Genomic DNA, 14,465 nt, shown 5'->3' on the forward strand with positions numbered 1-14,465 from the left:
TGCCCTGCGGTGAATCAGCTTTGTGGATCCAGCTATGTGGATCCAGGTTCCTTTATGCCCCCGGCACGTGGCGCTCGGCTGGCCCGTTGTAAGCGGCCAGAGGACGGATAATGGTGTTGTTCTCGAACTGCTCGATAATGTGCGCGGTCCAGCCGGTGATCCTCGCCATGACGAACAGCGGGGTGAAGAACTCAATATCGAAACCGAGAATGTAATACGCCGGGCCCGCCGGGAAATCCAGGTTGGGCATGATGTTGATCGAGGTGTTCTCGTACATCGTCTTCGCCATGATGTCGTACATCTCCACCCACTTCGCACCGTCTTTTTCCGGGTGCTCAGAAGCGAGCTTCTTGAAGGCTTCCTCCATCGTGGGCACGCGCGAATCGCCCTTCTTGTACACGCGGTGACCGAACCCCATGACCAGCTCTTTATTCTTCAGCTTGTTCAGGGTCCACTCTTCGGTCTTCGCTGGGTCGCCGATGGCGACCATGTTGTGCATGACGAATTCGTTGGCGCCGCCGTGCAGCGGCCCTTTCAGTGCGCCGATCGCACCGCTGACCGCCGACCACGTGTCGGACTGCGTCGAGGTGATCACGCGGGCGGTGAATGTTGAGGCATTGAAGGAGTGCTCCGCATAAAGGATCATCGACTTCTCAAAGGCCTCGATATCCGAAGGGATCGTCGCCGGCGACCCTTCCCCATCACCGAAGACCATCCAGAGGAAATTCTCCGCGTACCCCTTGCTCGTGTCCGGCTCGATATAGCCTTCCCCGCGCCGGCGGCGGATATCCAGGGCGACGATGGTGGGCAGCTTGGTCAACAGCGTCAGCGCAATATCGCGGATGTGGTCGGAGTCCGGAGTGAATTTCTCCGGGTCGCGCGTGCCCAGAAATGACACCGCTGTGCGCAGGACATCCATTGGGTGGCAGTCTTTCGGCATCGCCTCAATCACACCGATGAGCTCCTCGTCGAGCCCGCGGCGGCTTCGCGCCACGTCGTAGAACTCCTGCAGCTCTTCCTCGTTCGGCAGTTCCCCATTCCACAGCAGCATGGCCACTTCCTCGAAGCTGACGTTATTGGCCAGCTCGTGCACCGGGTAGCCGCGGTACAGTAGAGAATTCGTCTCCGGGTTGACCTTGGACACTTCGGTGTAATCGGCGACGACACCGTTGAGGCCCTTGCGGATTTCTGGTTGCTCCGACATAGTTTCTCTCCTCTACAAAACTTTTATTTGGGTGAAAAAGTGGGCCTGGCTATATCCAGGCCCAGCGTGGGTGTTTAGAAAATGCCCTCCGGTGTCGCCGGCGCGGTGGCAAGCGCCTCGTCGGTCAGGCGGACATTCAACTCGTTCAGATCAGTGAGGTTTTCCAGGTTCTCCGCCGCAGCGATGAAGCGGTCCTGCTCGTCGGCGCTGACCAGCCCGTCGGCAAGCGTGCGGAATTTCGCGATATAGTCCGCCCGCGCGAACGGCCGTGCGCCCAACGGGTGTGCGTCCGCCACAGCCAGCTCGTCCTCGATCACTTCCCCATCGCTAAACGTGATCACTGCTTTGGCGCCGAAGGCCTTCTCATTCGGGTCCGTCGAGTGATAGCGGCGCGTCCACTCCGGATCCTCCGTGGTAGTGATCTTGTGCCACAATTCCAACGTCTCCGGGCGGCCGGCACGCTCCGGCGAGTAGGAGTCGCGGTAGTGCCAGGTGCCGTCCTCGAGGGCGACGGCGAAGATGTACATGATCGAGTGGTCGAGCGTCTCGCGCGAGGCCGACGGATCCATCTTCTGCGGGTCATTCGCTCCCGTGCCGATGACATAGTGCGTGTGATGCGAGGTGTGCAGGACGATGGACTCGATCTCCGCCGTCTTCCGCCCGGCATCGGCGATGGTCTGCTTCATGCGCCGAGCCAGGTCGATCGGTGCCTGCGACTGGTATTCAGCGGAGTGCTCCTTGGTGTAGGTATCTAAGATCGCGCGCTTTTCCTCCCCCGGCGCAGGCAGCGGCACCGTGTAGGTGCGGTCCGGGCTATGCAGCATCCACGCGATGACGCCGTCTTCGCCCTCCCAGATCGGGGCGGGCGCACCTTCACCACGCATACAGCGGTCCACCGCCTCGATGGCCATTTTTCCGGCGAAGGCCGGAGCGTACGCCTTCCACGAAGAGATCAACCCCTTGCGCGACTGGCGCGTAGCCGTCGTGGTGTGCAGCGCTTGACCGACCGACTGGTAGATCGTGTCCACATCCAGATTCAGCATGGTGCCAATGCCCGCCGCCACACTCGGCCCCAGATGCGCCACATGGTCGATCTTGAACTCGTGCAGAGAGATGCCCTTGACCAGGTTCACCTGGATCTCGTACCCGGTGGCGATGCCGCGGATCAGCGTCTTGCCGTCCAGCCCCTTGTGCTGCGCGACCGCCAGCAGCGGCGGAATATTATCGCCCGGGTGCGAGTACTCCGCAGCCAAGAATGTGTCGTGGTAGTCCAGCTCACGCACGGCCGTGCCATTCGCGAGCGCCGCCCACTCAGCAGAAAAGCGCCCGTCCACACCGAAAACAGAAGCGCCATGCTTATCGACGGGATGTGCCTGCGCCATCACCCGTGCCGACGTCACCGGCCGGCGTACCACCGAGGCCACCGCGACGGCGGCATTATCGATGATCCGGTTGATGATCATCTCTTTGGTCTCCTCCGGAACCTCCACCGGGTCCGCGGCCACCTGCGCGACCTTGTAGGCGAGGTGTTCCTCGTACGGAAACTCCTCCGCCGACCTGCGCGTGCGCACCTCGTGCTCGATCATGGACAGCAAACCTCCTGGGAATATCGCCGCGGGCAATTCATATCACTGCGGGATACCTTTGTGTCCCGCGCCACTAATTAGTATGCCGAAACAATGTGGGGCGCGGGCCATCTTTCCCCACTTTCTGCCCCGCACACCTGCCCAGCAAACTCGCGCCCCGCCGTGGAAGGCTTGGCTTTGCCTTAGTCCCAGCCGCTGTCGCGGGGACCGCGGTTCAGCAGGTGGTGCCCCATGTGCGGGATCGTGAAATTCAGGTAGCCGTGTTTCGGGCTGTAGACCAGCTCGCGCTTGAGCAACGCTTGCCGAGCCATGGTGAGCGACTGCGGGGTGGCACCGAGCACGCGCGCAATCTCCGCCGTCGGCACCGCCGCCAATTCTTGCTGGGCTTGCGCCATTGCCACGAGAAATTCCTCCTGCTTCGGCGGAACCGTGCTCAGTGCCGGCGCGTGCACCAGCTGGCCGAGAGTATCCAGCACATCCTCGCGCACCGCGTCCACATCACCGGCCGTGATCCTTCCGCCCCGGCCAGCCCGCTCAAAGAGGTGGAATCCGATGAGCTGGATCAAAAACGGGTAGCCGCGACTCATCGCCACCGATGCGCGCAAGGCCGCCTGATCGAACTCCGCCCCACCTGCTTCTGCGGTCTGGGCGAGCACCTCTGCCGTCTGCTCCGGCGACATCGGCCCCAGATTGGAGTGCTGAGCCCGGCGCAAGAACGTCGTGCCCGGGTGCTGCAACAGCGATGCGATGCCCTCGGGAAGCCCCGCGGCAGCGAAGGCGATATTGCGGTTATCCCGCATCAGGTCCTGCACCGCGGCGGTGAGCTCCCACATCTGATTCGACGGTGCGCTTTGGACCTCATCGACGGTAATGAGGATGCCGGAGTCGGGGCCGGCTTCGTCGGCAAGCGAATTCAAGCCCGTGATCAGTGAGGGCGCGGGGCTGTACCCATCGTCGATCTCGCTGCGCACTCCCCCAAGCCCCGCAATATTGACGCCCGTGATTCGGCGGCGCCCCTCGGGGCGCTGGCTCAGGATCGACAGGGCGTGCGGAATCGCGGTATCCACCAGCGGCTGGACCAGGTCGTGCGGCTGCGCACGGAGCACCACCCAGCCACGGCGCTTGGCTTCGTCTTCCAACTCATTCAGCGTGACGGTCTTGCCGATGCCGCGCGGGCCCGACAGCAACAGCGCGCGCCGCGGGTCGCCGACGCCGCCGGACAGCCCGCGACCGAACGCCTCCACGACCGCATTGCGGCCAGCGAACACGCTCGGCGAGACACCGAATGTGGGAATGAACGGGTTGCGCGATAAATTGCCCACGGCGAACCTCCTGCTCGGGCCTCGGCTTTTAGCTTTTATATAGCTTATATTCTCTATATTTTCCCGATCAGCCGCCGCAGTCTTATATAACTTATATTTCGTCCTGAACTGGCGCTTTAAGCGCTTAGTTCAGGTCCGTCTTGTGCACGAGACGGCGTGCCGCCTCGGTAATGGAACCCGACAGGGACGGGTAGACCGCCATGGAATTGGCCAGCTGCTCGACCGTGAGGTTATTGGTCACGGCGATGGTGAGCGACAGGATCAGCTCGGAGGCGGTCGGCGCGACGATCACGCCGCCGAGCACCTGGCCGGACCCCTTGCGGGCGAAGATCTTCACAAAACCGGTCTTGAGCGAACGCATCTTCGCGCGCGGGTTGGTGGCCAGGTCCAGCTTGATGATGTCGGCGGAGTACTCGCCGTTGTGGATCTGCTGTTCCGTGATGCCGACGGCTGCAATCTCTGGACGCGTGAACACGGCGTTGCCGACGGTGCGGATGCGCAGCGGTTCGACGCCCTCACCGAGCGCGTGGTACATCGCGATGCGGCCCTGCATCGCGGCGACAGAGGCCAGCGGCATGAGGTCGGAGCAGTCGCCCGCGGCGTAGATGCCGGCGACATTGGTGCGGGAGACGCGGTCCACGTGAATGTGGCCGGACGGAGTGACGTCCACGCCCTGGGATTCGAGCTGCAGATCCTTCGTGTTCGGGATCGAACCGATGGACATCAGGCAGTGGGAGCCGGTGATCTCGCGGCCGTCGCTCGTGCGCACAATGACGCCGTCGCCGGTGTTCTCCACGCTGTCCACTCGTGCGTCCTTGACCAGGGTCACGTCACGGTTGGACAGGACCTGCTCCAGCACGTCGGCCGCATCCGCATCGTCGTGCGGGAGAATGCGGTCGGAGGAACCCACCATGGTCACCTTCACGCCGAGCTCAGCGTAAGCGGAGACGAACTCCGCACCGGTCACGCCCGAGCCGACCACGACGAGGTGCTCCGGCATCTCAATCAGGTCGTACATCTGCTGCCAGTTCAAAATGCGGCGGCCGTCCGGCTTCGCCTTCGGCAGCACGCGCGGGGATGCGCCGGTGGAGATGAGCACCATGTCGCAGTCGATGGTCTCCACGGTGCCGTCTTTGAGTTCCACCTCGACGCGGTGGGTGGTGTGGCCCTCCTGCTTGGACGCGAAGCGGCCGCGGCCGTTGATCAGACGAACGCCGGCGCGCTCGACCTGGTTGCGGATATCGCGCGACTGCTCGGAGGCGAGGGCGACCACGCGGTTGTTCAGCGCCGGAACCGACAGGTTCACCTCGCTGAGGCCATGCTTAAGCCCCATGGCGTCGGCGCGGCGGAGGTCGGTCTTGATATTCGTGCCCGCGATGAAGCCCTTGGACGGGACAACATCGCGCAGAATGCCGGAGCCACCGACACCGAGATCCTCGACCAACGTGATGTCCGCGCCGTAAGAACTGCCGACGAGTGCTGCCTCGTAGCCGCCCGGGCCGCCGCCGATGATCACGATCTTCTTGGACACGCATGTCTCCTTTGCGCTTCGCGTCTGCACAGTTTCCGGGAGTCCACTGTAGCCGTCAGCAGCACGTGTCGCCGACCGGGCTGCCAGTGAGCGAGAAGAGAGACGCTGAACTGGGCAGAACGCCTACAGTGCAGCTGGTTCGACGAGGCCGCCTTCGTAGCGTTCGACCAGCGAGCCGAACAGGCGCACGCCGACGTCGATGCACCGTTCGTCGACGATGATGTCGCCGCGGTGCAGATCGTATTTCGGGCCAGTCCCCTGCCAGCAACCCAAGCGCGCCATGGAACCGGGCACGTGCTCGAGGTACCAGGAGAAATCTTCGCCGCCACTGGACTGCGGAGCCTGCACCACCGCGTGCGGGTCGACATTCTGCGCGGCCCCGGCAAGCGCTGCGGTGGCCACATCGTCGTTCATCACCGGCGGAACGCCCCGGGTATAGGACAATTCGTATTTGCAGCCGGTGGGGGCCACGACGGCGTCGATAAGCTCGCGCATGAGCGGTTCCAACGTGCGCCACGTCCCGATATCTTGGGTGCGGATCGTGCCGGACACGCGACCCGTTTTCGGCACGGCGTTCGCGGCAAACCCCGCCTCGAGCTGACCGAAGACCAGCACGGTGCCGGTGCGCGGATCCACCCGGCGCGACAGCAAACCCGGCAACTGCGTGACCAAGCTGCCGAGGGCGTAGACCACATCGGCCGTCAAATGCGGGCGGGAAGTGTGGCCGCCGGGACCGGTGACGTCGATACGCAAAACATCCGCGGCGGACGTGATCGCGCCCGTGCGCACGCCGACTTGGCCGACGCGCAATTTCGGCTCGACGTGCACGGCGTAGATGCTGGACACGCCCTTCAAGCCACCCCACTCGATGACATCGCGCGCGCCGCCGTCCATCACTTCCTCCGCGGGCTGGAAGATGATGCGGATGCCGAACGGCAGGTCGATCCCCGACAAGGCGCACGCCAACGCCAGACAGATCGTGGTGTGGACATCGTGCCCGCAGGAATGCGACATTCCCGGGGTCAGCGACGCGAACGGCAGGCCCGAGACCTCCTCAACGCGCAATGCGTCGATGTCCGCGCGGAAGCCGAGACGCTCGTCGCCCTCCGGCCCGATGTCGACGTACAGGCCCGTCTCCGGGAAGAGCTGCGGCTCAAGCCCGTGGTCTGCGAGCACGCCGGCGATGAACTGCGTCGTCTCGATCTCGGCGTGGGACAACTCCGGATGGGAATGCAGATGGCGACGCCACTCCACGACCTGATCACGGTGCTCCACCAGCCATGCGTCGATTTGGGCCGCTATTGACACGCTGCACACTCCCCTTCGCCTCAACGATGTCTGCGCGCCGGCCACGTTAGCGTCCGCGCGCATCTAGTTTCGCTCTGCGTGGAAGTGTACAACTAGACCAAGCTGTACAGATAGTTGGGGCAGAAAAATGGCCGAGATTTCTCGGACACTACCTAACCCAGCGATGCGAAAGGCTTCGTATCGTCGGGGCCAGCCGGCCAGGCGACGGTGGTACTCAATTGCCGCCAGTGGGCCCTTTTCTTCTGCTCGACTTCCTCGTCCTGCAGGTCCTTCGCCTTCTCCATCACCCGCTCGAGCGCTTCCCAGCACAGCTCGCCGACCTCTTCCCCTACGGCCGGCAGCAGCACCGCGGGCGGAACGCGCAGGGCGTACGCCAGGCGGTAGATAGTGCTCATCGTCGGATCCGACGACCGCGTCGCCCCGGAACTATTCCGCTCCAGATTCGACACCAAGCTGCGCGACAACCCTGCCATTTCAGCCAAACGCATTTGGCTGATCCCCCTCATGTCCCGCAGCATTCGCAGACGCGCCGACAGGCTGTAACCGAAGCTCATCCAATTGCGCGTCGGCAAAACCTCATCCATCCCTAAGCCCCCCTTAGAATTTTTTAAGTTTTCGTTAAGGCGGAGACTAACTCAAATGTGTGAGGCGCGCCACACAAATATTTTAGAGGTGAATATTACGAGGTCCGTAGAGTCGGTCGCCCGCATCGCCCAGCCCCGGCACGATGTACGCGTCCTCGTTCAACGCCGGGTCCACCGCCGCCGTGATCAAACGGAGCGGCACATTCATCTCCGCGAGGCGATCCACGCCCGGCTGCGCGGACACGACGCAGATCACCGTGATGTCGTCCGCTCCGCGCGCGGTGAGCAGCTCGATCGCGTGGACGAGCGAACCGCCCGTGGCCAGCATCGGGTCCACCAGGTACACCGGCTGTCCCGACAGATCGTCCGGCAGCGCCTCCAGGTACGGCACCGGCTCATGCGTCTCCTCGTCGCGTGCCAGACCGATGAAGCCGACCTGCGCGTCCGAGATCATCGACAGCGCCGGGTCCACCAGCCCCAGGCCGGCACGGATCACCGGCACGATGATCGGCGGATTCTTCAGCCGCGAACCTTCCGCAGTCGCCACCGGGGTCATGCACTCGTAGGTCTCCACCTCGAGGTCGCGCGACGCTTCGTACACCAGCATCGCTCCCAGGTCCGACAGGGCGGTACGGAAACCGGAATTATTCGTGCGCTCGTCGCGCAGGCGGGTCAGACGTGCTTGGGCCAGCGGGTGGTCGATGATCGTGATCTCCATAGACACCCATGCTATCGCGGAATTTTTCACGCTGATGGAACCTTCGGGCGCTTCGGGCAGTCCAATAAGGCATGCACATTTTGAAACTGGATACCGCCGCCACTGAAACCGACCTCGCCACTTTGCGCGAAGACGCTGACGCACTCGCGCCCACATCCTTGCCGCCGCTGCCTACTACAGGTCCGCTCGCTGGCCTTGCCACCGCCATCACCAACGCCGTCGCCGCCGCCAACGATCAAGCTGCGCTGCTCACCGATGAAGCGCACCGCGTCGCCGACAACATGGCGGTATTCAGCAACAAGGCATCGCTTATCGACGGTGCATCTGCCCACTCCTTCGAGGCCATCCACCCATGACCGCGACTCTGACACCACCGACGCTGTCTCAATCGGCACTGCCCCAACCGGCACCTGCGCTCGACCCCATGTCGTCCGGCCTGGGGCTCATGCCTCTGGTGGCTGCCGCCGGTTTCACTCTGGTCGAGCCTGTGCTGTGCGCCATCCTGGAATCTGCGCCTGAGCCCCTGCCGGAGATCACCATCGGCACCACGCCCGAGTTCGCTTCCGCCAATGCGCTCGCCGACCTAGTCGGCGCAGATCCCAGCCGCTTGCTCGGTGCGGTGGCCAACCTCGCGGCCGACCGCGATGAGATTGAGGCCGCTATAGGCGACGCCGCTCCTCATATCGAAAGCGCAGCCGCCGATATCGTCGAGACCGGCAAGCAGTTCCTCATTGACGCTGCACCGCTCCTCCCCGGCCTGCTTTCTGGCCCGGCCGGATTCGGTGCTGTCCTTGAGCTCACGGTCTTGGCGGGAGGGGCGCTGGCGGACGTCGATAAGCGGCTCGACGTATTGAAAGACGACCTGGACCCGCTCATCACACGCCTGGACAACCTGGTTGCTGACGCGCTATCCCGCGACCCGCTCGTCCCGTCCGCCACGGCACAGGCCGCCGAAGCAGAACTCCGTGGCAGCTCGACGCAGACCGCCGCACTGGAGACACCCGCTCCCGCCGACGTCCCTGATAGTCCCGTCCCCGCCGGGGACAGTGAAGCTGGCCGCGCCGCCGTCGCCGCCGCGAAATCCATGCTGGGCACCCCGTACGTGTGGGGCGGCAACGCGCCCGGTGGCTTCGACTGCTCCGGGCTGACCTCCTGGGCTTACCGACAAGCCGGGGTCGAAATCCCGCGCACCGCCGAAAACCAGGCCATCGGGCAACAAGTCAGCCACGACGATCTGCAACCCGGCGACCTCATCGTCTGGTCCGGTCACGTGGCCATGTACGCCGGCGACGGAATGATGGTCGAAGCCGGTGACCCGGTGCAGATGAACCCGGTGCGCACGACCAATATCGGCATGCCGTTCAAAGGGTTCTGGCGGCCGACGGCCTAGCTCGAATAATTGGACATGGATTTAGTAATGTGAATGCCCATGAATACGCGCGCGATTCTCCCGGTGAAGATCTCGTTGACGGAGGGCGATTTCTACACGCTCTGGGCCCCCACGTGGCGCCAAGGCGGATCCGAATGGCAAGCCTTCCTCGGCGACGCCGACGATGTCCTCGTCTTCAACAGCCCCGAGGCACTCCTCGTCTACCTCGAGGACCACAATGACCACGACCTCGTTGACCACCCCAAGTGGTCCGCCTTCCAGGCCGGCGGCGATGACCGAGTCGTGCCCGGCGACAAGAACTCCTACGACATCATCGGCCTGCCGTCCTACCTGGCCGGCCGCCCGAGCCACGAGAATGTCTCCGCTGTCTCCCGCATTTTCCAGCTCTCCCGGTCGCTCGCCGAAGTGGCCAACGCGCAGGACGCCTCCATCTTCTTCGCGTCCCACTCCATTTTGAACAATGTCCACCGCGGCCACGAGCACTACGCCGGCCCGACCGGCCTCGGTGAATGGTCCGGTGTCGGCCGCACCGTCCTGACCAACTGGGAAAATGTCGTCTCCTCCCTTGATGACGCTGTCCGCGTCGTCGCCGATGATGAGCTCGATGCCACCCGCGTGTCCGACGCCGGCGAATCCATCGCCGCAGCCACCGCCGCCCGCGAAGAGCAGCGCGCCCAGGCCGAGAAAGACGCCGAGGAAGCCCGCGCCGCCGCCGACCCCTACGATTCGTCCGCCTGGGCCGATGCTGGCATCGACCCCGTCAAGATGACTGTCCAGGGCAAGGGCGTGTACACCCTGCGCACCTACATCGGCGACTCCCCTGTCTTCCTGGGCAAATTCGGTGAAATCTTCACCTTCCCCACGACCAAGCACCTGCTGCGCTGGATCGTGGACAACGACGACCACGATCTTGCCCGCGTGAGCACCTGGTCCGACCTGCAGAACCTCGCCAACGCCGGCGAACTCGAGGTCACCGTCCACCCGGACAACTCCTACTCGCTGAACGGCATCGCCTCCGACATCGAGAAGGGCGTCGATTCCGTCGACACCCAGCAGATGTCCAAGGCCTACGAGCTCATGGCCGACGCAGCCGACTGGGCCGACGACGACTCGCTCAACTCCTACCTGCTCGCCAACCCTCGCATGCAGGACTACCTCGCCTACATGATGGGCTCCACCGAAGCCGCCGGCTACGTCCCCTCCGCCCCCTTCACCGACAAGGCCGAAGGCTGGCGCGAACTCGAAGACCTGCTAGTGAAGCGCTTCTCGAAGTTCTAGGGCTGCCGGGTCAGAACCTGCAGGGCCACCGGTCCAAAACCTAGATGTTAACCCCAAAACTTAGTTTCCCCAGGTCGCTGAGAACGGGCCTCAAACCCCCACCTGGGATAACTAAGTTTTGGGGTTAACAACTAGAGCGGGGGTTAACAAATAGAGCCACCAACCCCGGCCACCCCTCACCACTGCGGGCTCCCGAAACTACCCGACCGCGGTGCCGAACAGCGAGCCGACGGCGAAGGTCGCAGCGAGCGCCAACCCACCGCCGATGACCAGTCGGAAGACGGCTCGACCCGGCTTCGCGCCGCCGAGTTTGGCGGAGATCGCGCCGGTGACTGCCAGGGCGATCAGGGTGGCAACAACGCAGACAGCCACGCGGGTGGTGGCGCCGCCGCCGAGCATGATCGCACCGAGCGGCAGCAGCGCACCAACAAAGAACGACAGGAACGAAGCGATCGCAGCAGACCACGGACTGACGATGTCGTCCTGGTCGAGGCCATAGTGGACCTCCAAGTGGGCGGCGAGCGGATCGGATTCGGTGCGCTCACGGGCCACGGCAAGGGCGGTCTCCGGGGACAGTCCGTCGTTCTTGTACGCCTGAACCAGGTGGCGGAATTCCGCCTCAGGGTCTTCTGCCTGCAGCTTCTTCTCGGAGTCGACGGCGGCCTTCTCTGCGTCGCGTTGGGAGGAGACGGAGACATACTCACCTAGCGCCATAGAGATCGCACCACCGACGAGCGCCGCCAGACCGGCGGTAAAAATCTCGCGGGTGCTGTCCGTCGCACCGGCAACACCGACCACGACGGCGGCGGTGGACACGATGCCGTCGTTCGCACCCAGCACGGCGGCGCGGAGACGGTTCAGCTTCTCTCCCATGCCGTGGGTTTCCACCTCGACTTCGGGGACATCCTCCTGCTCGAGGTAGCCAGAAATACTTTCCTTTTCACTCATATTGTTAGTTCTACGCGGGCACCAACCAGCTCCGCAACCAAGTTAGCACTAACTTACCGCAGGTGAGAGGCTATTTTTGAGGTGAGGCTACGCTTGCCCGGCGCGGATACGGGCCGGAGTATTCAGCGGGTCATAAGTCCCCTACCCCGATCATGGTCCTAGACTTACCGCTCGATGAAGAAGAAGCTGTCTATCGCGTTAGCTGCAGCCATCGTCCCCGCCGCTATCGCACCGGTCGTCCCACTTATTGAGCCTGCTGCCGTGGCACAGGAAGCAGAAACCAGCACCGCGGCACCCGAAGAGCCCGGAGCTGACACCCCGGCAGACCCGGACAACGAGGCAGGGGCAGATGCCCAGGCCGAGGCCACGGATGAGGATGCGCCGCACTACCCGGATCCGCGCGAGGAAGCCCCGAACACGGACAATTGCCCGAACGCGACGCTGCCGCCGGAGCCGGTGAGCACGTCGGAACGCGTCGCGCCCGGTTCCCCCACCCCGACGCCGCTGCCGGTGGAGTACGACGGCCCGTGCGGTGTCATCGCGCCGGACGGCTTCAAGGTCAGCGAGAAGGTCTTGGCCACATCGTGGCTGGTCGCGGACGCTGACACGGGCGACGTGATCGCGATGAAGGACCCGCACGGGCGCTACCGCCCGGCGTCGATCATCAAGGTGCTGCTCGCTCTCATCGCCATCGACGAACTCCCGTTGGACAAGGAGGTCACGGTCAGCGAGGAATCCGCCGGCCAGGAGGGTTCCGCGGTGGGGTTGGGCCCGAATGGCAAGTATTCCATCGATGACCTCCTGCACGGCCTACTCATGGTCTCCGGCAACGATGCCGCGCACGCACTCGCACAGGAGCTGGGCGGCGACGAGGAGACGCTGCGCAAGGTCAACGAGAAGGCCGCCGAGCTGGGGATGAAGGACACGCGCGCAGCGAGCTATTCCGGACTCGATGGCCCCGGCATGTCCACCTCCGCGTGGGACATGGGCGTGGCGTACTCCGAGGCGTACAAGAACCCGAAGTTCAGCGAGATCATCGCCACCGAGATGTACCCCTTCCCCGGTTACACCGCCGCGGACGGGGAGGAGCTGCCGGGCTTCGATGTCTACAACGACAACCAGCTCTACCTCAACGATCCCGACGGAATCGGTGGCAAGACGGGCTACACGGACGACGCGAAGCACACCTTCGTCGGCGCGCTCGACCGCGACGGTCGGCGGCTCATGGCGATCGTGCTGGACACCACCATCGACAAGGGTCGCGCGTGGGAGCAGACGCAAGATCTCATTCACGAGGCGTACAAGTTCAGCTCCGACGACGCCGTCGCATCGCTTATCGACGACACCGCCAACCCCTCCAACACCGGCACCCCCATCTCCGACGCACCCGACTCGGACGGAAGATCCTCCGAAACCGCCAAAAACGGCGACCCCGTCCCGTGGGAAGGAATCGCCGTCTTCAGTGGTGTGCTGGCCCTAGCCGGGCTAGCTACCTGGCTCAGTCTCGCGTCAGCAAAGAAACGGCGGCGACGCCGATAGCACCGATCGCAGCACCGATGCCGAGGTTGCGGCCGGTGTTGTCCTTCTCGTTGATCCCGGCGCGGATATTGATCACAGCCGGTTCCGGAATGACCGGTTCTTCCTGCGCGAGGGATTCCTTCGTGGTCGCCGTCCATGCAGAGACGTAGAGGACCACGCGCCACACCAGGTAAAGCACGACCATCAGGGAGATGATCGGCCCGAACAGCGCGCCTGCCGGGTTGCCGGTGGCAGAGCCGATGATGACGGTGGAGAACTGCTTGATCAGCTCGAAAATCACGGCACCCAGCAGCGCTCCTTTGAAGCCCGACTTGAGCGGCACCTTGGTGCGAGGCATGAACACGATCATCCACCAGAAGACCAGGAAGTTGGCGAAGATACCGGCGACCAGGCCCGCCACCCACACCACTAAGCGCGCACCCGGGAAATTGCCGATGCCGAAGTGCTCCATCGCCGTGGTGGTCAGGCTGGACGAGCCGACAGCAGTCACGCCGAAGGCGAGAATCAGCAGCACCAGCAGACCGATGAGCGCGACCAAGTCCGCCAGCTTCTTGGTCACGAAATTGCCGCCCTCATTGGCGTCCAGCGACCACATCGCGGAGATGCCGGTGCGCAGGTGGTTCATCCACCCCAGGCCCGACCACAGTGCAGTCAGCAAACCGATACCGGCGACAGCACCACGCTGATCGATCGCCGTTTTCACGATCTCGTTGACCATCTCACCGGTGTCGCCCTCCACCGAGTTAGAGATCTGCTCCTGCAGCTGCTCCATCAAATCCGGGCGCGCCGCTAGGACGAAACCGATGCCTGCGAAAAGGAGCATGACCAGCGGGAAGATCGACAGCACGGAGAAGTACGTGATGCCGGCGGCGAACTGGTTGCCGCCTTCTGCCCCGAAGCGCTCGTTCATGCGCATCAGGTGTGCGACCGGCGGCGCTTTCTCCTCCACCTTCGCCATCGCGCCGTCCTGCTGGGTCGGGTGGGCGCGCTCAATCCCCTGCTCATCCGTGAAGCCCTCGCGGGGCGACGTAGCCGTTGCCATGGGTAATCCAGTCCT

General features: G+C 63.9%; 13 protein-coding genes. 4 read left to right on the forward strand and 9 right to left on the reverse strand.

Going from position 1 to position 14,465, the window contains the following annotated elements; genetic code table 11:
- Positions 1 to 52: 52 nt before the first annotated feature.
- The 7 genes from M3G19_RS04910 to upp all read right to left on the reverse strand — a co-directional run bounded on the left by M3G19_RS04910 (position 53) and on the right by upp (position 8,253).
- Positions 53 to 1,204 (reverse strand): bifunctional 2-methylcitrate synthase/citrate synthase, encoded by a 1,152-nt coding sequence (locus tag M3G19_RS04910; protein ID WP_259901096.1) that lies wholly within the window; start codon positions 1,202 to 1,204, stop codon positions 53 to 55.
- A 74-nt stretch (positions 1,205 to 1,278) separates the two neighbouring features.
- Positions 1,279 to 2,790, reverse strand: a complete 1,512-nt coding sequence (gene prpD, locus M3G19_RS04915; protein ID WP_259901098.1) for a 2-methylcitrate dehydratase PrpD — start codon at positions 2,788 to 2,790, stop codon at positions 1,279 to 1,281.
- A 182-nt stretch (positions 2,791 to 2,972) separates the two neighbouring features.
- The gene (locus M3G19_RS04920) at positions 2,973 to 4,112 is read right to left on the reverse strand and encodes an ATP-binding protein (RefSeq protein ID WP_259901100.1); all 1,140 of its coding nucleotides are present in this window, start codon (positions 4,110 to 4,112) and stop codon (positions 2,973 to 2,975) included.
- A 124-nt stretch (positions 4,113 to 4,236) separates the two neighbouring features.
- Positions 4,237 to 5,643, reverse strand: a complete 1,407-nt coding sequence (locus tag M3G19_RS04925) for an NAD(P)H-quinone dehydrogenase (protein ID WP_259901103.1) — start codon at positions 5,641 to 5,643, stop codon at positions 4,237 to 4,239.
- Between the two features lie 123 nt (positions 5,644 to 5,766).
- On the reverse strand, positions 5,767 to 6,951 hold the full coding sequence (locus tag M3G19_RS04930) for an amidohydrolase (RefSeq protein ID WP_259901104.1): 1,185 nt from the start codon (positions 6,949 to 6,951) through the stop codon (positions 5,767 to 5,769).
- Between the two features lie 152 nt (positions 6,952 to 7,103).
- On the reverse strand, positions 7,104 to 7,535 hold the full coding sequence (locus M3G19_RS04935; protein WP_259901106.1) for a helix-turn-helix domain-containing protein: 432 nt from the start codon (positions 7,533 to 7,535) through the stop codon (positions 7,104 to 7,106).
- 82 nt (positions 7,536 to 7,617) lie between these two features.
- Positions 7,618 to 8,253, reverse strand: a complete 636-nt coding sequence (gene upp, locus M3G19_RS04940; protein ID WP_259901108.1) for a uracil phosphoribosyltransferase — start codon at positions 8,251 to 8,253, stop codon at positions 7,618 to 7,620.
- A 71-nt stretch (positions 8,254 to 8,324) separates the two neighbouring features.
- Here upp and M3G19_RS04945 point away from each other — a divergent pair, with 71 nt between their 5' ends.
- The 3 genes from M3G19_RS04945 to M3G19_RS04955 are packed head-to-tail and all read left to right on the forward strand — an operon-like array spanning position 8,325 to position 10,921.
- Positions 8,325 to 8,609, forward strand: a complete 285-nt coding sequence (locus tag M3G19_RS04945; RefSeq protein ID WP_259901110.1) for a hypothetical protein — start codon at positions 8,325 to 8,327, stop codon at positions 8,607 to 8,609.
- The gene (locus M3G19_RS04950; RefSeq protein ID WP_259901114.1) at positions 8,606 to 9,643 is read left to right on the forward strand and encodes an NlpC/P60 family protein; all 1,038 of its coding nucleotides are present in this window, start codon (positions 8,606 to 8,608) and stop codon (positions 9,641 to 9,643) included. Before M3G19_RS04945 ends, M3G19_RS04950 begins: the two co-directional genes overlap by 4 nt.
- Before the next feature lie 39 nt (positions 9,644 to 9,682).
- Positions 9,683 to 10,921 carry a hypothetical protein gene (locus M3G19_RS04955; protein WP_259901115.1) on the forward strand — a complete coding sequence of 413 codons (1,239 nt, stop codon included), beginning with the start codon at positions 9,683 to 9,685 and terminating at the stop codon, positions 10,919 to 10,921.
- Positions 10,922 to 11,119: 198 nt separating this feature from the next.
- Here M3G19_RS04955 and M3G19_RS04960 read toward each other — a convergent pair whose 3' ends face one another.
- The gene (locus M3G19_RS04960) at positions 11,120 to 11,794 is read right to left on the reverse strand and encodes a VIT family protein (protein ID WP_259901196.1); all 675 of its coding nucleotides are present in this window, start codon (positions 11,792 to 11,794) and stop codon (positions 11,120 to 11,122) included.
- 249 nt (positions 11,795 to 12,043) lie between these two features.
- Between M3G19_RS04960 and M3G19_RS04965 the strand changes: the two genes are divergently transcribed.
- Complete coding sequence (locus M3G19_RS04965) at positions 12,044 to 13,408, forward strand: D-alanyl-D-alanine carboxypeptidase family protein (protein ID WP_259901116.1); 1,365 nt, start codon at positions 12,044 to 12,046, stop codon at positions 13,406 to 13,408.
- Here the strand turns inward: M3G19_RS04965 and M3G19_RS04970 are convergent.
- A complete protein-coding gene (locus M3G19_RS04970) occupies positions 13,368 to 14,450 on the reverse strand; it encodes a YhjD/YihY/BrkB family envelope integrity protein (RefSeq protein WP_259901117.1) in 1,083 nt (360 codons plus the stop codon). The two genes, M3G19_RS04965 and M3G19_RS04970, sit on opposite strands and share 41 nt — an antisense overlap.
- Positions 14,451 to 14,465: the final 15 nt, after the last annotated feature.

The organism is Corynebacterium sp. p3-SID1194 (assembly GCF_025144155.1).
In the GTDB taxonomy this organism is placed as follows: Bacteria; Actinomycetota; Actinomycetes; order Mycobacteriales; family Mycobacteriaceae; genus Corynebacterium.